The organism is Anaerotignum sp. MSJ-24, from assembly GCF_018918145.1.
Classification (GTDB): domain Bacteria; phylum Bacillota; class Clostridia; order Lachnospirales; family Anaerotignaceae; genus Metalachnospira.
Genome location: NZ_JAHLPX010000011.1, coordinates 79,290 through 102,795 on the forward strand (window position 1 = coordinate 79,290; position 23,506 = coordinate 102,795).

The 23,506-nt window shown below is 41.6% G+C and carries 21 protein-coding genes; 13 read left to right on the forward strand and 8 right to left on the reverse strand.

From position 1 onward, the window contains the following. Nucleotides 1-24 precede the first annotated feature (24 nt). The 3 genes from KQI66_RS10680 to KQI66_RS10690 are packed head-to-tail and all read left to right on the forward strand — an operon-like array spanning nucleotide 25 to nucleotide 3,078. Entirely contained in the window at nucleotides 25-381 is a 357-nt protein-coding gene (locus KQI66_RS10680) for an MmcQ/YjbR family DNA-binding protein (protein WP_330655127.1), read from the forward strand. A gap of 38 nt (nucleotides 382-419) precedes the next feature. Next, entirely contained in the window at nucleotides 420-1,448 is a 1,029-nt protein-coding gene (locus KQI66_RS10685; RefSeq protein WP_216429347.1) for a hypothetical protein, read from the forward strand. A 22-nt stretch (nucleotides 1,449-1,470) separates the two neighbouring features. Continuing rightward, entirely contained in the window at nucleotides 1,471-3,078 is a 1,608-nt protein-coding gene (locus KQI66_RS10690; protein ID WP_253287753.1) for a hypothetical protein, read from the forward strand. Nucleotides 3,079-3,223: 145 nt separating this feature from the next. Here KQI66_RS10690 and KQI66_RS10695 read toward each other — a convergent pair whose 3' ends face one another. From KQI66_RS10695 to KQI66_RS10720, 6 genes are all read right to left on the reverse strand, one after another. After that, nucleotides 3,224-3,673, reverse strand: coding sequence for a helix-turn-helix domain-containing protein (locus KQI66_RS10695; protein ID WP_216429349.1), 450 nt, complete (start codon nucleotides 3,671-3,673; stop codon nucleotides 3,224-3,226). A gap of 412 nt (nucleotides 3,674-4,085) precedes the next feature. Beyond that, on the reverse strand, nucleotides 4,086-4,556 hold the full coding sequence (locus KQI66_RS10700; protein WP_216429350.1) for a hypothetical protein: 471 nt from the start codon (nucleotides 4,554-4,556) through the stop codon (nucleotides 4,086-4,088). 459 nt (nucleotides 4,557-5,015) lie between these two features. Further along, complete coding sequence (locus KQI66_RS10705; protein ID WP_216429523.1) at nucleotides 5,016-6,341, reverse strand: sodium-dependent transporter; 1,326 nt, start codon at nucleotides 6,339-6,341, stop codon at nucleotides 5,016-5,018. 208 nt (nucleotides 6,342-6,549) lie between these two features. Then, nucleotides 6,550-7,254 (reverse strand): 2-phosphosulfolactate phosphatase, encoded by a 705-nt coding sequence (locus KQI66_RS10710; RefSeq protein ID WP_216429351.1) that lies wholly within the window; start codon nucleotides 7,252-7,254, stop codon nucleotides 6,550-6,552. Then, the gene (locus KQI66_RS10715; protein WP_216429352.1) at nucleotides 7,251-8,432 is read right to left on the reverse strand and encodes a phosphopentomutase; all 1,182 of its coding nucleotides are present in this window, start codon (nucleotides 8,430-8,432) and stop codon (nucleotides 7,251-7,253) included. The genes KQI66_RS10710 and KQI66_RS10715 overlap by 4 nt, the downstream gene beginning before the upstream one ends. A gap of 19 nt (nucleotides 8,433-8,451) precedes the next feature. Further along, entirely contained in the window at nucleotides 8,452-9,756 is a 1,305-nt protein-coding gene (locus KQI66_RS10720) for a thymidine phosphorylase (protein WP_216429353.1), read from the reverse strand. Nucleotides 9,757-10,146: 390 nt separating this feature from the next. Here KQI66_RS10720 and lepA point away from each other — a divergent pair, with 390 nt between their 5' ends. From lepA to dnaJ, 10 genes are all read left to right on the forward strand, one after another. Continuing rightward, nucleotides 10,147-11,961: a translation elongation factor 4 gene (lepA, locus tag KQI66_RS10725; RefSeq protein WP_216429358.1), complete on the forward strand. Its 1,815-nt coding sequence runs from the start codon at nucleotides 10,147-10,149 to the stop codon at nucleotides 11,959-11,961. 284 nt (nucleotides 11,962-12,245) lie between these two features. Then, nucleotides 12,246-13,007: a Fic family protein gene (locus KQI66_RS10730; protein ID WP_216429360.1), complete on the forward strand. Its 762-nt coding sequence runs from the start codon at nucleotides 12,246-12,248 to the stop codon at nucleotides 13,005-13,007. Nucleotides 13,008-13,113: 106 nt separating this feature from the next. Further along, entirely contained in the window at nucleotides 13,114-13,458 is a 345-nt protein-coding gene (locus KQI66_RS10735) for a PadR family transcriptional regulator (protein WP_216429362.1), read from the forward strand. Continuing rightward, entirely contained in the window at nucleotides 13,445-14,164 is a 720-nt protein-coding gene (locus tag KQI66_RS10740; protein WP_216429364.1) for a permease prefix domain 1-containing protein, read from the forward strand. The genes KQI66_RS10735 and KQI66_RS10740 overlap by 14 nt, the downstream gene beginning before the upstream one ends. Then, nucleotides 14,161-14,790, forward strand: a complete 630-nt coding sequence (locus KQI66_RS10745) for a hypothetical protein (protein ID WP_216429366.1) — start codon at nucleotides 14,161-14,163, stop codon at nucleotides 14,788-14,790. Before KQI66_RS10740 ends, KQI66_RS10745 begins: the two co-directional genes overlap by 4 nt. A gap of 3 nt (nucleotides 14,791-14,793) precedes the next feature. Continuing rightward, nucleotides 14,794-15,936: a radical SAM family heme chaperone HemW gene (gene hemW, locus KQI66_RS10750; RefSeq protein WP_216429368.1), complete on the forward strand. Its 1,143-nt coding sequence runs from the start codon at nucleotides 14,794-14,796 to the stop codon at nucleotides 15,934-15,936. Between the two features lie 123 nt (nucleotides 15,937-16,059). After that, nucleotides 16,060-17,133: a heat-inducible transcriptional repressor HrcA gene (gene hrcA / locus KQI66_RS10755; RefSeq protein ID WP_216429370.1), complete on the forward strand. Its 1,074-nt coding sequence runs from the start codon at nucleotides 16,060-16,062 to the stop codon at nucleotides 17,131-17,133. Continuing rightward, complete coding sequence (gene grpE, locus KQI66_RS10760; protein ID WP_216429371.1) at nucleotides 17,126-17,752, forward strand: nucleotide exchange factor GrpE; 627 nt, start codon at nucleotides 17,126-17,128, stop codon at nucleotides 17,750-17,752. Before hrcA ends, grpE begins: the two co-directional genes overlap by 8 nt. Nucleotides 17,753-17,804: 52 nt before the next feature. Further along, nucleotides 17,805-19,649, forward strand: a complete 1,845-nt coding sequence (gene dnaK, locus KQI66_RS10765; protein WP_216429374.1) for a molecular chaperone DnaK — start codon at nucleotides 17,805-17,807, stop codon at nucleotides 19,647-19,649. A 99-nt stretch (nucleotides 19,650-19,748) separates the two neighbouring features. Continuing rightward, entirely contained in the window at nucleotides 19,749-20,891 is a 1,143-nt protein-coding gene (dnaJ, locus tag KQI66_RS10770) for a molecular chaperone DnaJ (protein WP_216429376.1), read from the forward strand. Nucleotides 20,892-20,939: 48 nt separating this feature from the next. Here dnaJ and KQI66_RS10775 read toward each other — a convergent pair whose 3' ends face one another. Beyond that, entirely contained in the window at nucleotides 20,940-22,490 is a 1,551-nt protein-coding gene (locus KQI66_RS10775; RefSeq protein WP_216429378.1) for an ABC-F family ATP-binding cassette domain-containing protein, read from the reverse strand. A gap of 115 nt (nucleotides 22,491-22,605) precedes the next feature. Continuing rightward, complete coding sequence (locus KQI66_RS10780) at nucleotides 22,606-23,445, reverse strand: S8 family peptidase (protein WP_216429380.1); 840 nt, start codon at nucleotides 23,443-23,445, stop codon at nucleotides 22,606-22,608. Between the last annotated feature and the right edge of the window lie 61 nt (nucleotides 23,446-23,506).

A 23,506-nucleotide genomic window follows, 5' to 3' on the forward strand; every position in this document is an offset into this window, starting at 1 on the left:
GTTGTACCGCCTTATCATATGGGAATGGAAACGATGGAACGAAAAGAACTATTTGAATGGGCAAAAGAAATCTATGGAGCAGAACCAGATTACCCGTGGAATGACTGGAATTGCGTTTTGCGCCATAAGAACAATAAAAAGTGGTTTGCGTTGGTGGTTGAAGTCAATGCAAGAAAGCTGGGATTGGCAGAAGATAAAACGGTTGATGTTCTGAACATCAAGTGCGATCCGATGATGATAGGCTCACTGCGCATGAAAAAAGGATTCTTTCCCGCCTATCACATGAACAAAGAGAATTGGATCAGCATTCTTCTCGATGGTACAGTCTCAGCAGATGAAATCAAGCCCTTGCTGGAATTGAGTTATCAACTGACCCGGTAACGCAAACGAAACGGCAGATGGGTTTTAGGAGGTGCGATATGCAGATACATTATTTTCAGAGATACCACTCCAAAGAAAATGTGGATACCTCAAACACCATGCTGATGCTCTCTCGTTTGTATAACTATAACGCTGATAAGTTCTTTTCCATGCTGAACAGCCTTATTCTTGGAGAGGACGAAAGCCCGGAAATCACATTTGATTTGCAGGTCGTTGGTGACGATAGCGTTCCGGATGCGGTTATCAGCCAAAAGAGTTTCAAAATAGTGGTAGAAACAAAGCTCTACAATCAGTTTTATAAGCAACAGCTTGTAAATCATCTGGAGCAGTTTGGCGCTGAGGATATAAAGGTTTTGCTCACCCTTGACCCCAAGCCGATGAAACCGCAACTGTTTGATGAACTGGCGGTTGAACTAAAAAAGTATAACAGTGAAAATGCAACCCGGCTTATCCATCCGATCAAGCACGTCAACTTGACATTCGAGCAGCTTGTGGATGCTATGGAAGATATTGTTGACGACAGAGATACGGAAATCATCGCCGTTTTAGACGATTTCAAGAAGTATTGCTTTGATGAGAAGCTGATACCGGATGGCTATAAATGGATGCGAGCAATCGTAGCCGGTACAACTTTTCAGGATAACATGGATTTGGATTTGTTCTATGACCAGGAGTCCCGCAACTTCTTAGAACATGGATATATCGGCTTGTATAAGGACAAGAGTATCCGTGCCATTGGTAAGCTGAAAAAGACCATCATCGCAGTGGAAAATAACGGCAGCATGACTTATCGTGCCGAAAGCGGAGCCGAACCTACCGCAGATGAGATTGAACGCATCAACGAAGCGATCCGTCGTGCAGATCATTATGGCTATAACCTTCGGACGATTAGCCATAGATATTTTATCGTTGAAAAGTTCTATCCGATGGACTTTAGAAAAAGCAGTAAGAACCCAATTCAAAAAAGCAAGTTCTTCAATCTTGCTGATATGTTCGGATATAAAACAATGCCTAACACCGATGTAATCGCAAATGATCTGAACGGTCGGACTTGGGAGGAGTTTTAATCCGATTCGGAAGGAGGTCGCAATGGAGTATTTAGAGCAAGTACACTTATTCGCCACAAAGTGGATTGAGAAATTCAGAGATCAGAAAATCAGCTACATAGAGCTGGTTGACCATTACCTGGCTGATGATTGTCAGGCATTGGGATTCCAGATGGATTGCGGCCATGCCTTTTCAGAAAAATATGGCGATGCAGCAAGCAGTTGTGATGCGCTAAATCGTATCATTGACGAGGTTACGGACATTAAACTGCTTGGATCGGCAATCTATTCCCAATGGCGATATTTTAATCATTGGGCATACGATGCAGCAGCCATCTTGAACACCGAAAATCGTTCGTGGTTTATTCTGGCATTGAGCCGCCTTGCCCTACTTTCCGGTGAGAATCCCTTCCTGTTCAAAGGTGAGCTTAGAAAGATTCGGCTTGTTTCCAATCGGCTTGGCTATGGGCCTTGCCCGGAACCGGATGAAGAAGTTGAACAGCACATAACCCTCAATGCAGAAGGACAAGTATGGTTTTCTTCGTATGTTTTCGGACAGCGCAGAGATGGTCGATACGAAAAAGCCCACAGTCAGAATCTGCGGATTGATAAAGCGGTTGCCGCCAGAATCATTTCTGCGTTTACAGAGTATTTCAGCAATGGGTACGATGAAGTTTTTGCAACTGATATTGGAAACTGGAATATGGAGCTGACCAATACCGCAGGAAAGGTCTATAAGTTCAGCGGTTCGTTATGCTCGTCTTTTGAAGTGGACGGAATTGACCTGTCAGATCTGCTGCGTGACAGTTTGAAAATGCCTGATTTGTACGCCTTTGATGGAAATAATAAGCCTGATATGGTGAATCGAATCGAAGTAAACTATCATCGAATCACAAAGATCAAGCCAAAAGTTCCTATTTCAGAACACGCAGAATACGCTGTCTGGGATTATACAGAGTCTTTAATTGTGGACAGAGAGAGTGAAAGCATTGAACACATTCAGAATATCGGTTCTGGGTGCTCTGTAAGCAGAAAATATAAAGTTGAGAACGGGGTTGAAAGCCTTCTTGAAGATATGGATGCAGAAAGCATCTTTGACCATATAGAAGGAAACCCGGAGAATGTAGTGGTTGACCCGCTTGAAACCATAGACTACACCATTAAGGTTATTTCTCAAAAGGGCAATGAAAAGCTCATTCAAGGAACCTACGATAAAAAGGGGCTTCCGGACGATTGGACGGAGTTTATGGAATCCGTCTTTGAATTTATGTCTTTCTACGGGTGGGGTGAAATTATGAACCCGTCTGTGTATGGAAAGGTGCGGCTCTGTGACAATGATATTATCTATTGCAGCGTAGAGTTTGAAGATGGGTGTAAGAGCTACTATTATATTTCGGATGACGATTCTATTCAGGTGGGAGATTTCGTGATCGTTCCTGCTGGCAAAGATAATCACGAAGCAGTAGTTGAAGTCGTAAAGAAAGAATACTTTGCAGAGGAAAAGGTGCCTTTGCCGATGGAGAAAACAAAACATATTATCAGAAAATGTACGGAAGATGATTTTGAACTTCCAGACGATGAATCTATTTGGCTTCCTGGTAATAAAAGAAGCCCTTCAATTTCTTCTGTAAATCGTAATAATGGATTTTGATACCTAACAGCTGACACAACTCGTAAGGGTCTCTGGTTTGATATTTTCGCACAAGCTTATCGACAGTTTCAATGATATGCTCTGCCGTTTTCATTTGCTTCACCTCCGAATCGCACACAGAAAACATATTCTGTGCTTGAGGATTTTACTCTTTATCTTTATGCTTTCTGTATTTCTTCGGAGTGTACTTTTCCCGTGCTGTTTTCTTAGAGTCCATATAAACTGACATAATCGCCTGGAAGAATACATCTTTTGCGTCCTCGTCCAATTCTCCACCGGCAAACAGAGAATTTACACGCCCCAGCACTTCCTGAGCTTCTTTTGCTCCCTTTGAACCGAAGTTTTCCTTTGCCTCTAAAATAAACATATCCTGATCTATATGGCTCTGGCTGTCCGTTTCAGATTCGTCCAAAAGATAGGACACAGAGATATGCAGCGCTTCAGCAAGTTTTTTGATGTTGCTTTTTCTGGGGAGTGTTCCGAGCTGCTCATAGGTGTAAAGGGATCTTTCGGAGATGCCGATCATCTGGGCAAGCTCCGTTTGAGATAGATTCATAGCCAAACGAGCTTCTTTAATTTTTTCTCCAAATGTCATGGTACTGTCCTTCCTTTCAAAAAATATTTATACGTAACTTCCGATTATTTGTTGACAAACTTCTGGAAGATGTTATAATGAGAATCAGAACAGAAGTTTTAGTTCTGCTTAATTATATATCGGAACTTTTATAAAGTCAAGAACTTCCGATTCTTGCTTCTGTTTTTTATCATACATCGGAAGTTATAGTCATTCTTGTCCCATGGTATTTGTTTCCCTTTAGCCAAGTGACAGGAGTTAGAAAGGAATTCTTATTTTATGGATTAGGCTGAAAGGAGATTCTGAATGAGCAGATATAATACACAGGTATTAAGCAATATTCGAATGCTTTGCCGGATGCAGAACATTGACGAGAAGGTTCTGTATGAAAGAGCAAAGCTGATTTTATCCATATATCGAGAGGTGTGCTGGTCTACCATTGATCGTGCAAATGATGTATTTCGTTCATTTTTTCTGTTATGCTTTTGAGGAATGTATTTTCCTTTTCTACTGCCGTGTTAAGGTAGTTTTTCTGATTTTCCAGTGCTTTTTCAAGTGTGGATATAACCTCTGTATAATCTGTGTTTTCGTTTCCGTAATTTTCCTTGAGGAAGGCTATTACATCATAAAGGTTTTCACCGGGATTTAATATAAGTCCTTCGCCCCATGTACCGACTGCATTGTCACGCATTCTTTTTGTCTGGAAATCAAAAGCCTCTTTTTCAAATTCATATGCGTACCAGTTATAGTTTACACCCGAAAGGCATTCGTCATATGCGTAGTCACCGTTGCCGTCTTTAAGTGCCGATATTGCGTCCTCAAGAGCGGCTATATTGTTCTGGCTCTGTTCGGTAGGGAATATTATTTCCGTTTCCCATGTGAATGACACAAGGTTCTGACGCATTTCTTTGAATATTTCATAGAGCTTTTTGTTGTATTCGGCACTGTTTTCAATGCCGTCTTTGTTGTACTGTGCTGTTTTTGTATCAAGCTTTTCGGCAGCTTCCTTTGCTTTTTCGAGAGTGTTGATGCTATAATGGCACCGCTTAAAAAATTACAGAGATAATTTTTCTTTTCGATTACTTTCTTTGCCTACTTAAAATAAAAAATACATTGGCTTGTTTACAATTACTAAACAAATTATCAAAGATTTAAAACTTATGGCTTTTGTTTACTAATATTAAACTAATAAATTAATTAAAATAAACACGAAATATTATATCGGTATTTTCCGAAATTGCAATATATTTTTGAATATTTTATCAATAAATTTATTTTTTTTGGCGAATTTTTGTATAAAAATGCAAACAACCCTGCATTTCACAATGGAAATACAGGGTTGCCGAGATTTCAATTTAAGTTTTTACATACCCGTTATGCTGTGGTAGACGCCGACAAAGCCCGATACGGTTACGATTATAAGAAGTATTGGAGCTACATATTTAATGCTTGCTATCCAGAGCTTTTTGATTTTGAAGTTTGGACAGCCCTGCTCCATTTCGTCTGTGAGCTTTGTGATGTCGAATTTCCAACCGATGAAATAGCACATAAGTATTCCGCCGATAGGAAGAAGAATGTTGTCGGATATCATTCCGATAAAGTCGAATACCGAATAATTGAGTATTGTTACATCAGCCAGAAGACCGGACGAAAGAGCACTCGGTATGCCGAGTACCGCAACGGCAATACCCATAACCGCAACGGATTTGTTTCTGCTCCAGCCCCATGAATCTATGGCAAAGGAAACAACAACCTCAAGAAGGGCGATTGCACTGGTGAGAGCCGCAAAGAACATAAGTATAAAGAACGCTATGGCGAATATCGAACCGCCGCTCATTGCACCGAAAACCTTCGGAAGTGTAACGAATACAAGTCCGGGGCCCTGTCCGGGTTCAAGACCGAATACGAATACGGCAGGGAATATTGCTATTCCGGCAAGAATGGCAAGAAGTGTGTCCATTCCGGCAACAACTGCACAGCTTTTGGGTATATTTTCTTTTTTTGATAAATAACTGCCGTAGGTTATTGTTATACCCATGCAAAGGCTGAGTGAGTAGAATACCTGCCCGAGAGCGGCATTAACGCTCGCAAGGGAAAAGCCCTTCTTCGGAGCAAATATAAACTTTATTCCTTCCATAGAGCCTTTGAGTGAAACCGAACGGAAAATGATTATAATAAGAAGCACAAAAAGAGCCGGAAGCATGATTTTGCTTGCTTTTTCAATTCCGCCTATGCCTTTGTAGCATACATAGATAACCATTGCCATGAATATGAAATGCCATATAACGGTTGTCGGGCTTGCTATGAATGCGCCGAAATCAGCCGGTGCATTAAAGGTTGTTACATAGCTCACAACGTATTTGATAAGCCAACCGCCTATTACGCTGTAATAGCTGAGAATGATGAACGGAGCAAGTACGCCGAAGATACCTACGATTTTCGCTTTTGGATTGACTATTTTGTAGCTCTGTATAGGATCCCGCCCTGTGTATCGTCCAAGGCTCATTTCAAGCATCATACAGGGCAGACCAAGAATGAGTACGAAAATGAGGTATACAACAAGAAATGTAAATCCACCGTTTTCGCCCATCAGATACGGGAATTTCCAAAGGTTGCCCAGACCTATGGCTGCACCCGCAGTTGCAAGCAGAAAGCCTATTCTGCTGCCCCATTGTTTTTCTCCCATAATTTAATTCCTCCTAAATTAATATAACACTGCGCCGTAAAATCGGTTCACTGCCATTAAACCGATTTTTTATAATAATTTATTATATCATATAAAGGAGTTTTTTAAAAGGCAGTACCAATGTCAATAAAAACCATATAAACCGTAATGTTTATATGAATAAACGAAATAAAAGCATTCCAAGTTAATGAAATGCTTTTAAAAATATGCTTTATCTGGTTTTATCCGCAAAATTAAGCCTATAAAGCGGAACTGCTTTATCTATACATTCGGCTTTAAGAACAAAGTCGAACAATCCGATTTGTGTTGCAAGGTAAAAATCACGTTCCGGGCATTGAAGCTGGTTATCCGGTCTGAAAAATCTTCTGCCTTCAAGGTTTCTCAGTTCCTTGAGCCTTTCCTCTACGTTATAGGGAGTGCCTGTAATCAAAGAGGAAATGTATTCGGCACACCAGGTATCCTCTTCAGCAGGTTCAACAGCACATTTGCCCATACATACGAAGGAAACCGTTTCGGGATTTTTTTTCTTTAAATACTTTGCAACGGCCGGAGCATTTACAAAGGATGCCGTTATTATTTCGTCTGCATTGACTGCATTTACAATGCCCTGTGTTCCGGCACTTGTTGTGTGGACGATTGTTTTGCCGGTGAAATCAGTATGTTCGATATTAGCCGGAGAATTTCCGTAATCAAAGCCGGGAACGATAATTTCATTCCGTTCACCGACAAGTATTATGTCGGGATTTTCTTCCTTAAGCCTGAAGGCTGTTTCCACCGCACCGACGGGATATATACATTCAGCACCGTTATTCATAATAAAGCAGGCAGTCGTGAAGGCTCTGAAAACATCAATGACAACGGCTATGCCTGTTGCCTGCTTTGCACCTTCCGTAAGCTGTAAAATTTGTATTTTCATTTTAATATATCCTTTAAGAAGCTTGTAGCACCGAAACGCTCGTCAATTCCGAGATATTCAGCAACAGTAGCTCCGACATCGGCAAAGGTCTTTCTTGTGCCGAGATTTACGTTTTCCTTTACATGCTTTCCGCATACAAGAAGAGGTACATATTCTCTTGAATGGTCTGTGCTCGGTGTTGTAGGGTCGCAGCCATGGTCTGCTGTTATTATAAGAATATCCTCGTCCTTCATGGCTGCCTGTATTTCGGGAAGCTTGCTGTCGAAATACATAAGAGCCTCCGCATAGCCCTTAACATCGTTTCTGTGGCCGTAAATCATGTCTGTATCAACAAGGTTTGTGAAAAGAAGACCTTCAAAATCCTTCTTGAGGAATTCGATTGTTTTGTCTATACCGTCGTTGTTGTTTGTTGTGTGGTTTGTCATTGTCATTCCGCGGTGCTCGAAAATATCCTCGATTTTACCGATTGCGGCAACGTCCATGCCTTTTTCCTTGATAAGGTCAAGCACTGTTGTTGATGTGGGAGCAAGAGAGAAGTCCTTTCTTCTTTCTGTTCTTGTGTAGTTTCCGTTGCCCTTGCCGATGAAAGGTCTTGCGATTACTCTGGCAACGGCATAATCTCCGACAAGAAGTTCTCTTGCTGTTTCGCAGATTTTGTAAAGCTCGTCAACGGGAATAACGTCCTCGTGGCAGGCAATCTGGAATACGGAGTCGGCTGATGTGTAAACGATGGGATAGCCTGTCTTAACGTGCTCATCGCCAAGCTCGTTGATGATAACTGTGCCCGATGCGGAATAGTTTCCGAGAGTTTTTCTTCCGATTGCGGCTTCAAACTTATCCATAAGCTCTTTGGGGAAGCCTGTTTCTGTGAAGGTAGGGAAGGGATTTTCCGTTACAATACCTGAAATTTCCCAATGGCCCGTTGTTGTATCCTTTCCGTTGGAAGCCTCGAACATTCTGCCGTAGGCACCCTTAGGAGCGTCAACCTTGCCTAAAAGCTCTGCTCCGTCTGCCTCGATGTTGCCAAGACCTAAAGCACACATATTTTTAAGATCGAGTGCGGGATAGTTTCTTTTGATATTTACAAGTGTGTTGGAGCCTTCGTCACCGTATTTTGCGGCATCGGGAAGTTCTCCGATTCCAACGCTGTCAAGTACAATTATAGCTGCTCTTTTCATTATTTGTCCTCCTTGGTTTTTAAGATATTATATCAAGAATTAATTTCGGCTGTTCAGGTTTTTCAGCCTTAATTTCGATAGCGTCCTTAAGGTATTTTCCGGCAGATATACATTTTTCCTCGGTTGCCGAGTATATTTCTGCGATTACATCGCCCTTGGATACAGTATCACCGATACGAACCTTCATTATTATGCCTGAACCGAAATCTATGCTGTCGGTTTTGGATGCGCGTCCGGCACCGGTTTCGAGAGATGAACGACCTATTTCCGCAGTATTCATTGAATAAATATAGCCGTCGCTGTCTGCTCTGACCTCAAGCTTTGCTTTGGAAAGAGGCAGAAGTGAATAATCCTCGATTATGTCGGGATTGCCATGCTGTTGTATAAGAAGCTCTCTGAATTTGGCAAGGCCTTTGCCGTTGTTTATGTTTTCGGTGAGCATAGAAATGCCTTCTTCAACGGAATTAACCTTTTTTGCACCGATGAGCATATATGCACCGAGAGTAAGTGCAACATCAAGAAGATCACCCTTAACATTGCCCTTGAGAACCTCGATTGCCTCGATAACCTCAAGAGAGTTTCCTATATTCATGCCTAAAGGCTGATCCATACTGCTTATTACTGCTGTTACGTTTCTTCCGACGGATTTGCCTATTTCAGCCATTGTTTTTGCAAGCTTTACTGCCGAAGGATAATCCTTCATGAAAGCACCGCTGCCGCATTTTACGTCAAGCACGATTGCATCTGCACCGGCAGCAATCTTTTTGGACATAATGCTTCCGGAAATAAGCGCAAGGTTATCAACAGTTCCGGTTACATCGCGGAGTGCATAAAGCTTTTTATCGGCAGGAGTGAGGTTGTCGGTCTGGCTCATAAGCACTATACCGCTTGTTTTTGCATATTCAAGCGCCTGCTCCTCGGTAACGTCGATTTTAAAGCCGGGAATAGACTCCAGCTTGTCAAGCGTTCCGCCGGAAAATCCAAGGCCTCTGCCACTCATTTTTATTACGGGAACTCCGCAGCTTGCAACAAGAGGTGCAAGTATGAGAGTTGTTGTGTCGGCAACGCCGCCGGTTGAGTGCTTGTCAACCTTTATGCCCTCAACGGAGGAAAGGTCGAATGTTCCGCCGGAATGTGCCATTGCCATGGTAAGCTCGGAAGTTTCCTCGTTATCAAGGTCCTGGAAATATATAGCCATAAGCATGGCGGATACCTGATAATCGGGTATGGACGAATCGGTAACGCCTTTTATAAAAAATTCGATTTCTTCTTTTGTCAGCTTTCCGCCGTCACGCTTTTTGATGATAAGATCAACGATATTCATAAAGAAGCCTCCTTTTAGATAACAAGACTATATAAACAATGATATAAATTAATTATACCATAAAAAAGTGAAGTACGTTATTAAAAACATTATTTTTCTTTAATCCGAAATTAATTATTTGTTTGGAAAAATTTCATTCTTTGTTCATAATTTATACACATAGTAATAGTATATTATAAGTGTATTAAAGATAAAGCTTTGATACATACAGAAATTGCCCCATTTCTGTATAATACCCCCTTTAATTTAAAACTGTTTGCAAAAAAGCATTCGCCGGAAGGCGGATGCTTTTTGCTGTTGAAATACTGTTGAGTAAATTTGTTGTAGAAAAATTATGTCTGTGTTATACTTAATTATTAATAATAAAGTATTTTTTTGAGGAGGATATATATGTCTTCGGAAAGACAAAGCAAAATAAGAAATTTTTGTATAGTTGCTCATATTGACCATGGCAAAAGCACGCTTGCGGACAGACTTATACAGGAAACCGGACTGCTCACCGAAAGAGAAATGCAGGAGCAGGTGCTTGACAACATGGATCTGGAAAGAGAACGTGGAATAACAATAAAGGCACAGGCTGTTCGTCTTGTATATAAAGCTGATGACGGAAACGAATATATATTTAATCTTATTGATACTCCCGGCCATGTCGATTTCAATTATGAGGTTTCAAGAAGCCTTGCGGCCTGCGAAGGAGCGGTTCTTGTTGTTGATGCGGCGCAGGGAATTGAGGCACAGACGCTTGCCAATGTGTATCTTGCCATTGACAACAATCTTGAGATTATGCCGGTTATAAACAAGATTGACCTGCCCAGTGCAAATCCACAGCTTGTTATAAAGGACATTGAGGACGTAATAGGAATACCGGCTGAGGATGCACCGCTTATTTCGGCAAAGAACGGAATAAATATACATGCGGTTCTTGAGAAAATAGTTACCGATATTCCGGCACCGAACGGTGATGAGGACGCACCTCTTAAGGCTCTTATATTTGACTCTATTTATGACCAGTATAAGGGAGTTATTGTAATAATAAGAGTGTTTGACGGTTCGGTCAAAAAAGGTACAAAGATAAGATTTATGGCAACACAAAAGGATTTTGATGTTGTCGAGGTCGGCGTATTCGGTGCAGGCCGCTTTATGCCCTGTGATGAGCTTAAAGCAGGCGATGTAGGATATATTACTGCAAGCATCAAGAATGTTGCGGACACAAGAGTCGGTGATACTGTAACAGATGCGGAAAATCCTACGGCAGAGGAGCTTCCCGGATATAAAAAGGTAAATCCCATGGTTTACTGCGGTGTTTTCCCGGCAGACAGTGCAAAGTATACGGATCTTAGAGATGCACTTGAAAAGCTTCAGCTTAATGATGCATCACTGTTCTTTGAGCCGGAAACATCGGTTGCTCTTGGTTTCGGTTTCAGATGTGGTTTCCTCGGACTTCTTCATCTTGAGATAATACAGGAAAGGCTTGAAAGAGAGTTCAATCTTGACCTTGTAACAACCGCACCGAGCGTTATTTATAAAATATATCTTACCGACGGAACGGTTATGGAGCTTTCAAACCCCAGCAATATGCCCGATCCGGCAAGAATAGAGAAAATGGAGGAGCCTATTGTAAAGGCGGAAATAATACTTCCGAAGGATTATGTAGGCCCTATAATGGAGCTTTGCCAGCAGCGAAGAGGCGAATATATAAGCATGGAATATATGGACGAAAACCGAGTAATGCTTGTATACCATATGCCGCTGAATGAAATAATATACGATTTCTTTGATGTGCTTAAGTCGAGAAGCCGTGGCTATGCTTCGTTTGATTACAGCCTTCTCGGCTATCAGGAGGCATCACTTACAAAGCTTGATATTCTCGTAAATAAAGAGGTTGTCGATGCACTGAGCTTTATCGTGCATTCCTCAAGTGCCGTTGAGCGAGGCAGAAAAATATGCGAAAAGCTTAAAAAGGAAATTCCCAGACAGCTCTTTGAGATACCCATACAGGCGGCAATCGGAGCAAAAATCGTTGCGAGAGAAACGGTCAGCGCCATGCGTAAGGACGTTCTTGCAAAATGCTACGGCGGCGATATTTCACGAAAGAGAAAGCTTCTTGAAAAACAGAAGGAAGGCAAAAAGCGTATGCGCCAGATTGGAAATGTAGTTGTTCCGCAGGCGGCGTTTATGAGTGTGCTTAAGCTGGAAGAGGAATAATAAAAAGCTTTAGGATAAAACCATTAGGATAATTGACATTTTTATTATCACATGCTAATATAGTAATAGAAAAGAGTGCTACCGATAGACGGTTAGTCCGATATAAAAGTTAAGCAAAAATTGCCGCTTCGTTTACCAGACTTGGGCGGCTATTTTTGTTCTATAAATACAATTAACGAAATCATGTCGAACATACCGGCATGATTTTTTTTAAAAGTTTTGCTTTAAGTGTCTGTTTCGTATAAAATATAGGAAATAATATTTATATGAACGGAGGCGATTTAATGGAAAACACATGGAATAAAGAGATAACGGTACAAAAGCTTGAAAATGAAAAGAAATTTATTGAAAAATATATTTCCGAACATTCCGAATCGGTTCTTATAAAAAAATATTTCGACGAATTCAGAGATACATATATATACAACACAAATGCCATAGAAGGCAATCCGATTACGGAATACGATACGGCATATATTTTGAAATCGAATACATTTCTTGAGGAATATTCCGCAAAGGATAACATGGAGGTAATAGGCAGCGGAAAGGCATGGGATTATATACTCCGAAAAGCCGAAATTTCTGAGGAAACAATAAAATTTATACACAAAAACATACTCTTTTTCGATGTTGAGCATGCCGGAGTTTACCGCAGTATTCCCGTTCATATAGGCGGAAAGCAGATGCCTCCGCCGGAAAAAATCGCCGGAGCAATGGAAAAGCTTACGGACATAATAAAAAATGAAGAAAATTTGTTTGAAAATGCGGCAAAGATACACTTGATGTTTGAAAACATTCACCCGTTTATAGACGGAAACGGAAGAACCGGACGAATGCTGCTTAATTTACAGCTTTTGAGGGAAGGTTGGCTGCCGATTAATATTAAGAAAAACGAATCCGGAAAATATTACCGCTGTTTCAGACAGTTTGACATTTCCAAGGAAAAGGGCATACAGGAGATGTTTAATCTCATTACAAAATATGAATATGAAGAGCTGCTTAAGTTGAGAGGCTTAATTGAAAGGGATTTGGGAAAAACTGAATAATTGGTAACGAAATCATGTCGAGTTATCGGCATGATTTTTTTACTTGACATACATAGAATATCAAGGTATATTATACATAGATAATCTAAGTAAGGAGGCAGGAACTATGGAAATTGATAAGGGATTAATTGGCGGAAGTACAGTAATGCTTTTGTTATCGCTTTTGAAGGAGCGTGATATGTACGGTTACGAAATAATAAAGGAGCTTAAGGACAGAAGCGAAAACATATTTGAATTTAAGGAAGGAACGCTTTATCCTGTTCTTCACCGAATGGAAGGAGCAGAGCTTGTTAAATCCTACCGCAGAGAGGCGGAAAACGGAAAAACGAGAAAATATTATGCGATCCTCCCAAAGGGACTTGAACAGCTCGAAAAGGAAAAGGCACAATGGAACAAATTTTCAACATCAGTAAATAAAGTGATCGGAGTTGGAAGCTATGTTTTCTCCTGAAGGCAAGGAATTTACAGACAAGGTTTTAAAGCACATCAAATTTCCCTATGACAGAAATGCCGTAAGACAGGAGCTTGAGGAGCATATGGAGGACATATGCGACGACCTTACGGAGGAAGGCTATGGCAGGGAAGAGGCAGAAAGGCTGTCGGTTCAGTATATGGGCGATGCGGACGAGATAGGCAGAGAGCTGAACAAGGCACACAATCCTATACTTGGTTGGATATGGTACATATCGAGGCTAGCGGCCATAATTGCGGCGGCGTTTCTGATAACAACTGCCGGAGTCAGAGGCTTTAGTTATATGAAGGCATATTTCGGTAACGGCTATGAGGATTATAAGAACGGCGAGCTTGTGTATTCCGCAGACAGCGGTTATGAAACGCTTATTTATGATATGCATTTGAAAATAGACGGAGTTCGATATTATGACGACGGCACTCTTGAGCTGAGATACAAAACATGGAAAAGCCTGTTTTCGGACAGCATCGACTGGACGTTTAATCTGAACGGAGAATTTCTTACCGATGAAAAGGGCAATAAATATTATTTTTCCACAGGTAACAGCAACGGCAACAAGGTATGCCACAGCCAGTTGTTTTTCGAGGACTTTCCGCAGGATGTTAAGACGATAATAATTGATACCGAAGTAAACGGACAGAATATACACTGCGAAATACCTGTTCCGGAGGTGAATAACAAATGAAATTATTTTCTAAGCTGAACAGAATGAACAGAAAAAAACAGACGGCTATATTTTTAATTATAATTGCGGCGGCCATCGGCTGGAAAACAAGCCCGTATAATCGTGAATACAGCTCTCCGGAGGCGGTGCTTTATGCCTGTGAAAAGGGACTGCGTTACGGCCCTTCGGAAAAGATAGAATATGTCAGGAAAAACGGAAACAAAGCTGTTGCCATAGGAAGGGTAAAGGGCGGTTTATCAATAATTCCGTCCGAAAGAAAATGGTACGGACGCTGGATACTTGCCGGAGGCGGTATTCCGGGCTATGTACAGGTTGAAAACAATGCCGAATATGACTTTGGTGACAACATAATTGTCGGAGTATGCACCTATGACGAAATAAAAAGTGTTGAGGTTGTTCTTGGTGTATATGACGAAAAATCGGACAACGGTGTAAAAGAAGTGGAAAAATACAAAGCCGATGTTGCACAGGACGGATTTTTTATAATAGAAAATATTCCCGAACGTGACACAACCGACGACAGCGTGTTTGATATTCATGTGGTAGGCTTTGAAGGATTTGACGAAAACGGAAATTCGGTTTATAGTACATCTGTGTATAAAACAGAAGTCTATTGGGAGAGTTAAAGAATGAAAAAGCCAGTTTCGTTATATATTCACATACCGTTCTGCGTGCGTAAATGCCTTTACTGCGATTTTTTGTCCTTCGGAAGCATGGATAAATATTTTGAGGACTATGTGAATGTTCTTTGCGAGGAGATAAAACAGAACGCCTCGGATTATTCCGACAGAACGGTTTCTACCATATTTATAGGCGGAGGTACGCCGACTATATTAAAGCCGAAGGAAATCGGAAAAATTATGGACGCCGTCATGTCGAAATATGACGTTGCCGACAATGCGGAAATAACCATTGAATCCAATCCCGGAACAATGGACAGGGCAAAGCTGAACGAACTGAAGCAGATGTATATAAACCGGCTGAGCATAGGCTTACAGGCATGGCAGGACAGGCTTTTGAAAAGACTCGGCAGAATTCACAGCTGTGAGGATTTCAGAAGAAACTATATTGAGGCGAGAGAGGTTGGCTTTAAGAATATAAATGTAGACCTTATGTTTTCTCTGCCGGATCAGACCGTTGCAGACTGGAAGGAAACACTTAATAATGTAATATTTTTAAATCCGGAGCACATTTCCGCTTACAGTCTTATTGTTGAGGAGAACACTCCATTCTATGATATGCGTGAAAGTGGAGCTATAAAGGAAACGGACGAGGATACAGACAGGGATATGTATTATTCGGCAAGAGATATACTTTCCGGCTTTGGATATAACAGATACGAGATAAGCAATTTTGCGAAGGAAGGCTTTGAAAGCAGACACAATGAGGTTTACTGGCGTACAGAGGAATACAAAGGCTTCGGACTTGGTTCGCATTCCTATACGGATGGCGAAAGATACCACAATACGACAGATTTCGGAGAATATATAACCTCGAAGGGCGAAATAAAAAGGCTTGTTAAGGACATCGAAATACTTACCGAGGACGAAAAGCAGGAGGAATTTATGTTCATGGGGCTGCGTATGTCGGAAGGTGTTTCGGAGGATATATTTAAAAGAAGGTTTTCAAAAAGCATATATGATGTTTACGGAAACGAGATAAACGAGCTTAAGTCGGAAGGACTTCTGCTGTCGGATAAGGGCAGACTTTTTCTTTCGGACAGAGGAATAGACGTTTCAAACCAGGTTTTCGAAAAATTTATTAAATATTAACAAAATATTTTAAAAAAGCACTTGACATATTATTTGGAAGGTGCTATTTTATGTATTAAAGATTAGCACTCACAATAAACGAGTGCTAACAAAAAAGAAACAAACAGAAAGGAGTCGATAATAATGCAGTTGAATGAAAGAAAAATAAAAATTCTTCAGGCAATAATAAAGGATTATATTGATACTGCAGAACCTGTCGGCTCAAGAACTATCGCAAAAAAGTATAATCTCGGCGTAAGCTCGGCAACAATACGAAACGAAATGAGCGATCTTGAGGAAATGGGACTTATTGTCCAGCCTCATGCCTCAGCCGGAAGAATTCCTTCGGATAAGGGATACAGATACTATGTTGACAGTATAATGGACAAAGGAGCTGTTGACCAGGAGGAGCAGAAATATATACAGAACCTTGTGGTTAAAAACATAAACCAGATTGATTATCTTATGGACGAAACCGCAAAGGCACTTTCGGCAATAACAAATTACACAACGTTCATATCCGAGCCGGTTGTTGTTAAAACGGCACTTAAGCAGGTAAGACTTCTTCCGCTGGACGAATCTTCCGTAATGCTTATCGTTGCAACGGGAGAAAATCATATAAAGCATTATGTTGTTCCCGTAAACGAGCCCATAGACGAGGATAAGCTTTATGAAATAAGCTGCAATCTTAATGACGTCCTTAAAGGAAAAACAAGGGACGATATAACAGACGAGGTCATAAGAAATGTTCTTACGGCAATAAGAGATCATCAGGAAATACTTAAGCCTATGCTTAAGGGCATCAAAAAGACGATTTCATCGGCAGAAAGCGTTCAGGTTCATCTGAGCGGAGAAAAAAATATGCTTTCTTTCCCTGAATTCAGTGATATTGATACGGCAAGAACACTTTTTAAAACGCTTGAAGAAAAGAAATCACTGCTTAACATCATTGGCGACAGTCCGGCAGGAACAACCGATATTTCAATCGGTGAGGAAAACGAGCTTGAAGAAATGAAAAATTGCAGTGTTATCAAAACAAGCTATAAAGTAGGAGATAATATTTACGGAACAATCGGTATTATAGGCCCTACAAGAATGAATTATGAACAGGTAATATCAGTTCTTAACGGAATGGCAAAGAATATTGAGAATGTAATGAACTCAGTAGCCAAAGGAAAAAATAAAGCTATTGAAGGGAAGGATAAATTAAATGAGTAGTGAAGAAAAAAAGGTAAATGAAAACGCCGCAGCGGAAGAAGCCGAAAAAGTTGAGGTAAACGCCGAACAGGTTGAGGACGCTGTTAAGGAAGAAAAAGAAACAGAAAAGACAGATAAAAACGAAAAAGCCGAAAAATCCGAAAAGAAAGGCTTCTTCAAAAATAAAAATAAAGAGGTTGAGGAGCTTGGCCAGAAGCTCGCAGATATGCAGGATAAGTTCCAGAGAACGCTTGCGGAGTTCGATAACTTCAGAAAGCGTACTTCAAAGGAAAAGGCAAGCATGTATGACGACGGAGTAAGAGATACAATAGAAAAGCTCCTTCCCATCTTCGATAACCTTGAAAGAGCAATCGCTTCGGTTGACGGAAAGGTTGATGAAAACGATCCGCTTTTAAAGGGTGTTAAAATGACAGATAAGCAGCTGAAAGAAATACTTGCTGCAATGGGCGTTGAAGAAATTAAAGCGCTCGGTGAAAAATTCGATCCTAACCTTCATGCGGCAGTTGCCCATGTTGAGGACGAAAACTTCGGAGAAAACGAGGTTGTCCTTGATATGATGAAGGGTTATAAATATAAGGAAAAAGTAATCAGACACAGTATGGTTAAGGTAGCAAACTAAGTTTTAATTCAGTAAACAGAAATAATTTTGAATATTCAGGAGGAATCTTATTATGGGAAAAATAATCGGTATTGACCTTGGTACAACAAACTCATGTGTAGCAGTTATGGAAGGCGGACAGCCTGTAGTTATCGTAAACTCTGACGGTGCAAGAACAACACCTTCAGTTGTAGGCTTTGCAAAGAACGGCGAGCGTCTTATCGGCGACTCTGCTAAACGTCAGGCAATTACAAATCCCGACAGAACAATCAGTTCAATCAAACGTCACATGGGCGAAAACTATAAAGTAAAAATTGATGAAAAGAACTACTCACCTCAGGAAATTTCAGCTATGGTTCTTCAGAAGCTTAAAGCTGATGCAGAAAGCTACCTCGGTGAAACAGTTTCAGAAGCAGTTATCACAGTTCCCGCTTACTTTTCAGATGCACAGCGTCAGGCAACAAAGGATGCAGGTAAAATCGCAGGTCTTGATGTAAAACGTATCATCAACGAGCCCACAGCAGCAGCTCTTGCTTACGGCCTTGATAACGAAAAGGAACAGAAGATTATGGTATACGACCTCGGCGGTGGTACATTCGATGTTTCCATCATTGAAATCGGCGACGGCGTTGTTGAAGTTCTTGCAACAAACGGTGATACAAGACTCGGCGGCGATGACTTCGATAACAGAGTAATTGATTACCTTGTAAGCGAATTCAAGAAGGCAGAAGGCATTGATCTTTCAACAGACAAGATGGCAATGCAGAGATTAAAAGAGGCTGCTGAAAAAGCTAAGAAAGAGCTTTCAACAGTTACATCTTCAAACATCAACCTTCCTTTCATTACAATGAACCAGGACGGCCCTAAGCATCTTGATGTAACACTTACAAGAGCTAAATTTGATGAACTCACAGCAGACCTTGTTGACAAAACAATGGGTCCCGTAAGAAACGCACTTTCAGACGCAGGTCTTACAGCAGGCGAGCTTGATAAAGTCCTTCTTGTCGGCGGTTCAACTCGTATTCCCGCAGTTCAGGAAGCAGTTAAGAAAATTACAGGAAAAGATCCTTTCAAAGGTATCAACCCTGATGAATGTGTTGCTATCGGTGCTTCTATCCAGGGTGGTAAGATTGCCGGAGATGCAGGTGCATCAAGCATCCTTCTTCTTGATGTAACACCTCTTTCACTCGGTATCGAAACTCTCGGCGGCGTAGCTACAAAGCTTATCGAAAGAAACACAACAATTCCTACAAACAAGAAACAGATCTTCTCAACAGCAGAGGATAACCAGACAGCAGTTGATATTCACGTTGTACAGGGCGAAAGACCTCTTGCAAAGGACAACAAGACACTCGGTACGTTCAGACTTGAAGGTATCGCTCCCGCAAGAAGAGGTGTTCCTCAGATTGAGGTTGCATTCGACATCGACGCAAACGGTATCGTTCATGTATCAGCTAAGGACCTCGGCACAGGCAAGGAACAGTCAATCACAATTACAGCATCAACAAACCTCAGCGATGAAGAAATCGATAAGGCTGTAAAAGAGGCTGAACAGTATGCAGAGGCAGATAAGAAACGTAAGGAAGCTATCGACGTAAAGAACGAGGCTGACTCACTTATCTTCCAGACAGAAAAGACACTCAACGAGCTTGAAGGCAAGATTTCAGACGCTGACAAGGCTAAGGTTCAGGAAGAGCTTTCAAAACTCAAAGCAACAGTTGAAAACAAGAACGTAGAAACAATGACAGATTCGGATATTTCTGAAATCAAGGCAGCAACAGAGTCACTCCAGAACGAATTCTACAAGATTTCAGAAGAATTATACAAACAGGCTCAGGCAAACGGACAGGGTGCTCCCGGAGCTGACGGTGCCAACGGAGATCCGAATGTTGTTGACGGCGACTACAAAGAAATGTAATATATACGGTGTATAACAGTACAACATAATTTAATGGAAAGAGGCTTTCATACGAAGGCCGCTTTCCGTTTGCGAATATATTGACGGCAGGTGGAGAAGTTGGCAGAAAAAAGAGATTATTATGATGTCCTTGGCGTTAGTAGAAGTGCCGGCGAGGATGAGATTAAAAAAGCATATAGAAAGTTAGCTAAAAAATATCATCCTGATGCAAATCCGGGTGACAAAACGGCTGAGGATAAATTCAAAGAGGTAAATGAAGCCTACGAGGTACTCAGCGATTCACAGAAACGTGCCCAGTATGACCAGTTCGGTCATGCGGCTTTTGAGCAGGGCGGAGCAGGCGCAGGCGGATTTTATAATGCCGGCGACTTCGATATGGGTGATATTTTCAGCATGTTCGGTTTTGGCGGCGGTTCTGCCGCAAGACGTAACGGTCCTCAGAGAGGCCGTGATGTAAATATCACTATACAGATAAGCTTTGAAGAGGCTGTATTCGGCTGTAAAAAGGATATACAGGTAAACGTAACGGATACCTGCGATACCTGCGGCGGTACAGGTGCAAAGCCCGGAACACATGCGGAAACTTGTCCGGTATGTCATGGTACAGGACAGGAAAGAGTTGTCCAGCAGTCCATATTCGGAAGTATGCAGACAACAAGAACCTGTTCGGCTTGTCGTGGTACCGGTAAAAAAATCAAAGATCCTTGCACATCATGCAGAGGAACGGGCTTCGTAAAGAAAACAAAGAAATACGAAATCAATATTCCTAAGGGAATTGACCATGGCCAGACAATACGTCTTTCGGGCAAAGGCGAGGCCGGAACAAAGGGCGGCGGATACGGCGACCTTCTTGTAACCGTATATGTTAAACCTCACAGCTATTTCATACGAAAGGGAATGGATATTTACAGCGAAAAGACTATTTCCTTCACAGAGGCAATTCTCGGCGGAGAGATTACGATAAACACAATATACGGCGAGCAGAAATATACCGTTAAACCGGGTACACAGCCCAATACGGTTATAACGCTCAAAAACTGCGGTGTTCCCAGTCTGAGAAACGAAAAATATAAAGGCAATCAGATAGTAACACTCAAGGTAAACATTCCTACGGGACTTACAGAGAAGCAGAAGATGATGCTCCACAACTGGAGTAATCCGGACATAATTGTCGAGCTTCCCGGTAATGATGAAAAGCCTAAGAAAAACTTCAAAGAAAAAGTAAAAGAAATGTTTGAATAAAAATAATGCGGCACTTAGTTTTGAAAGCTAAGTGCCGCTTTTTCGTGCTTATTTTCTTAAAAATTCTTTTAAATTCCATACATCTGTGGCAAGACCGTCATAAAATTCCGGCTCATGGCAGATAAGAAGAATACTTCCCTTGTATTCCTTTAAAGCTCTCTTTAATTCGTCCTTTGCATCGGCGTCAAGATGGTTGGTAGGCTCGTCCAGAAGAAGTACGTTGCTCTCCCTGTTTATGAGCTTGCATAAACGCACCTTTGCCTGTTCACCGCCGCTTAATACCTTAACCATGCTTTCGATATGCTTTGTTGTAAGACCGCATTTTGCAAGGGCGGAACGCACCTCGTACTGCGTCATTGAAGGAAACTCCTTCCAAATTTCGTCTATACAGGTGGTGTTGTCCTCATATTTATGCTCCTGCTCGAAATATCCTGTGTAAAGATAATCTCCAAGCTCCGTTGAACCGCTGAGAGGCGGTATAAGACCGAGTATGCTCTTGAGAAGCGTTGTTTTGCCTATTCCGTTTGCGCCGACAATAACTATCTTCTGGCCACGTTCCATAACAAGATTCATCGGAAGAGAAAGCGGTTCATTATAGCCGATAACAAGGTCGTGCGTTTCGAAAATATATCGTCCTGCGGCTCTTGCCTCCTTGAAAACAAACTCCGGCTTCGGCTTTTCCTTGGAAAGCTCTATTACGTCCATTTTATCAAGCTTTTTTTGTCTTGACATAGCCATGTTTCTTGTTGAAACTCTCGCTTTGTTTCTTGCAACAAAGTCCTTAAGCTCGTCAATCTCCTGCTGTTGTCTGCGGTATGCCGCCTCAAGCTGTGCTTTTTTAACGGCATAGACCTCCTGAAATTTCTCATAATTGCCTACATAACGGGTTATTTCCGCATTTTCGACATGATATATAAGATTTACTACATCATTCAGAAACGGAATATCGTGCGAAATAAGTATGAATGCGTTTTCGTAATTGATAAGATAACGCTTGAGCCATGCGATATGCTCTGCATCAAGATAGTTGGTAGGTTCGTCCAAAAGCAGAATATCGGGCTTTTCAAGCAAAAGCTTTGCAAGAAGCACCTTTGTACGCTGACCGCCGCTTAATTCGGTAACGTCCTTGTCAAAGCCAAGCTCGTCCAAGTCAAAGGCTCTGCCGATTTCGTCGATTTTGGAATCGAGTACATAGAAATCGTGAGCCGTAAGCGTATCCTGTATTTCTCCGAGCTCCTCCATCATTGCTGTCATTTCCTCCTCGGAGGCAGCGCACATTTTGTCACATATGGAGTTCATCTTTTCTTCCAGTGCAAATAATTCGCCGTATGCGGATTTGAGGACATCTCTTATGGTCATTCCCTTTTCGAGAACGGTATGCTGGTCGAGATAGCCGACATGGACATTTTTTGACCATTCTATTTTGCCTTCGTCCGGCTGGAGCGAGCCTGTTATAATGCTCATGAAGGTTGACTTGCCTTCGCCGTTGGCACCGACAAAGCCGACGTGCTCGCCCTTAAGAAGGCGGAAGGACACGTTGTTGAATATCGCACGGTCACCAAAGCCGTGGCTTAAATTCTCTACTGTTAAAATACTCATCAGTTATTCTCCTTATAGGTATTTGGCTGTTTAAAAGTATATAACAACAAAGGAATAAATTCAACATAGATAAATTATGGTTTTGCTAATCAGAATTTTCACTAAATGTTTAATGTTATTCCAGCAGACGTTCAATATTTATCTGGCGGTTATAATCGGCGGTCATAATAATACGCTGTTTTATTTCCGAGGGAGTTATGGAAGGATATTTTTCGATAAGCAGAGCGGCTGCACCGGAAACGATAGGTGTGGACATTGATGTTCCGCTCATCATTATATAATGCGGAGAAACGATTTTTTTATGACTTCTGCCATGAAAGCCGAAGGAGTAGTTTTCCGACATACAGGAAACGATATTGTTTCCGGGTGCGGTAACATCACAGGAGAAGGACGGAGAGGCACTGTTGCCGACGGTTATTATTTTCCGGTTTATGCCGGCAGAGACAATGGAGCTGTTTCCGCTGCCGATATTTCCGTCTGCGGCAACTATACATATGCCATTGTCCCATGCCTCATACATGGTCCGTACAAGAAGGGAGTTTATTGTGCGGTCGCTTGTGCCGACTGACATATTTGCAATGCGTATATTGTAACGCTTTCGGTTATATATAAGCCACTTGATGGCCTTAAGGGCAGTGGAGGCATTTCCTTTTCCGTAGCGGTCGAGTATTTTGAGCACAATAAGGTTTGCATTCGGTGCAATGCCGGAATATCTGCCGTCCGATAATCTCCCGTTTCCGCAGGCTATGCCGCATACGTGTGTGCCATGGCCGTTGTTGTCATAGCAGTTTGGAATGCCGTTTACAAAATCATGGAATACGACAATGCGGTTATAAGGCGAGGTGAAATCTGCCGAAGGCGAAAGACCGGTATCAAGTACGGCAATGCCGACGCCCTTTCCGGTGAAGGGAATGCTGTCGGTATCCAGATGAACCGAAGGTTTTGCTTTATCCATATAAATACCTTCTGTCACAGATTTTAGTACAGAGTATGAAAAAGACAGGCCTTATGCGACA

Bases quoted from the DNA above. Each gene is read 5' to 3' on its own strand.
- KQI66_RS10710 (WP_216429351.1), bottom strand. From the start codon at position 7,254: ATGAAAATACAAATTTTACAGCTTACGGAAGGTGCAAAGCAGGCAACA.
- KQI66_RS10735 (WP_216429362.1), top strand. From the start codon at position 13,114: ATGGAAATTGATAAGGGATTAATTGGCGGAAGTACAGTAATGCTTTTG.
- hrcA (WP_216429370.1), top strand. From the start codon at position 16,060: ATGCAGTTGAATGAAAGAAAAATAAAAATTCTTCAGGCAATAATAAAG.
- KQI66_RS10730 (WP_216429360.1), top strand. From the start codon at position 12,246: ATGGAAAACACATGGAATAAAGAGATAACGGTACAAAAGCTTGAAAAT.
- KQI66_RS10715 (WP_216429352.1), bottom strand. From the start codon at position 8,432: ATGAAAAGAGCAGCTATAATTGTACTTGACAGCGTTGGAATCGGAGAA.
- KQI66_RS10740 (WP_216429364.1), top strand. From the start codon at position 13,445: ATGTTTTCTCCTGAAGGCAAGGAATTTACAGACAAGGTTTTAAAGCAC.
- KQI66_RS10680 (WP_330655127.1), top strand. From the start codon at position 25: ATGGAAACGATGGAACGAAAAGAACTATTTGAATGGGCAAAAGAAATC.
- lepA (WP_216429358.1), top strand. From the start codon at position 10,147: ATGTCTTCGGAAAGACAAAGCAAAATAAGAAATTTTTGTATAGTTGCT.
- KQI66_RS10700 (WP_216429350.1), bottom strand. From the start codon at position 4,556: ATGCGTCAGAACCTTGTGTCATTCACATGGGAAACGGAAATAATATTC.
- KQI66_RS10780 (WP_216429380.1), bottom strand. From the start codon at position 23,445: ATGGATAAAGCAAAACCTTCGGTTCATCTGGATACCGACAGCATTCCC.
- grpE (WP_216429371.1), top strand. From the start codon at position 17,126: ATGAGTAGTGAAGAAAAAAAGGTAAATGAAAACGCCGCAGCGGAAGAA.
- KQI66_RS10685 (WP_216429347.1), top strand. From the start codon at position 420: ATGCAGATACATTATTTTCAGAGATACCACTCCAAAGAAAATGTGGAT.
- dnaK (WP_216429374.1), top strand. From the start codon at position 17,805: ATGGGAAAAATAATCGGTATTGACCTTGGTACAACAAACTCATGTGTA.
- KQI66_RS10690 (WP_253287753.1), top strand. From the start codon at position 1,471: ATGGAGTATTTAGAGCAAGTACACTTATTCGCCACAAAGTGGATTGAG.
- KQI66_RS10745 (WP_216429366.1), top strand. From the start codon at position 14,161: ATGAAATTATTTTCTAAGCTGAACAGAATGAACAGAAAAAAACAGACG.
- KQI66_RS10775 (WP_216429378.1), bottom strand. From the start codon at position 22,490: ATGAGTATTTTAACAGTAGAGAATTTAAGCCACGGCTTTGGTGACCGT.
- KQI66_RS10695 (WP_216429349.1), bottom strand. From the start codon at position 3,673: ATGACATTTGGAGAAAAAATTAAAGAAGCTCGTTTGGCTATGAATCTA.
- KQI66_RS10720 (WP_216429353.1), bottom strand. From the start codon at position 9,756: ATGAATATCGTTGATCTTATCATCAAAAAGCGTGACGGCGGAAAGCTG.
- hemW (WP_216429368.1), top strand. From the start codon at position 14,794: ATGAAAAAGCCAGTTTCGTTATATATTCACATACCGTTCTGCGTGCGT.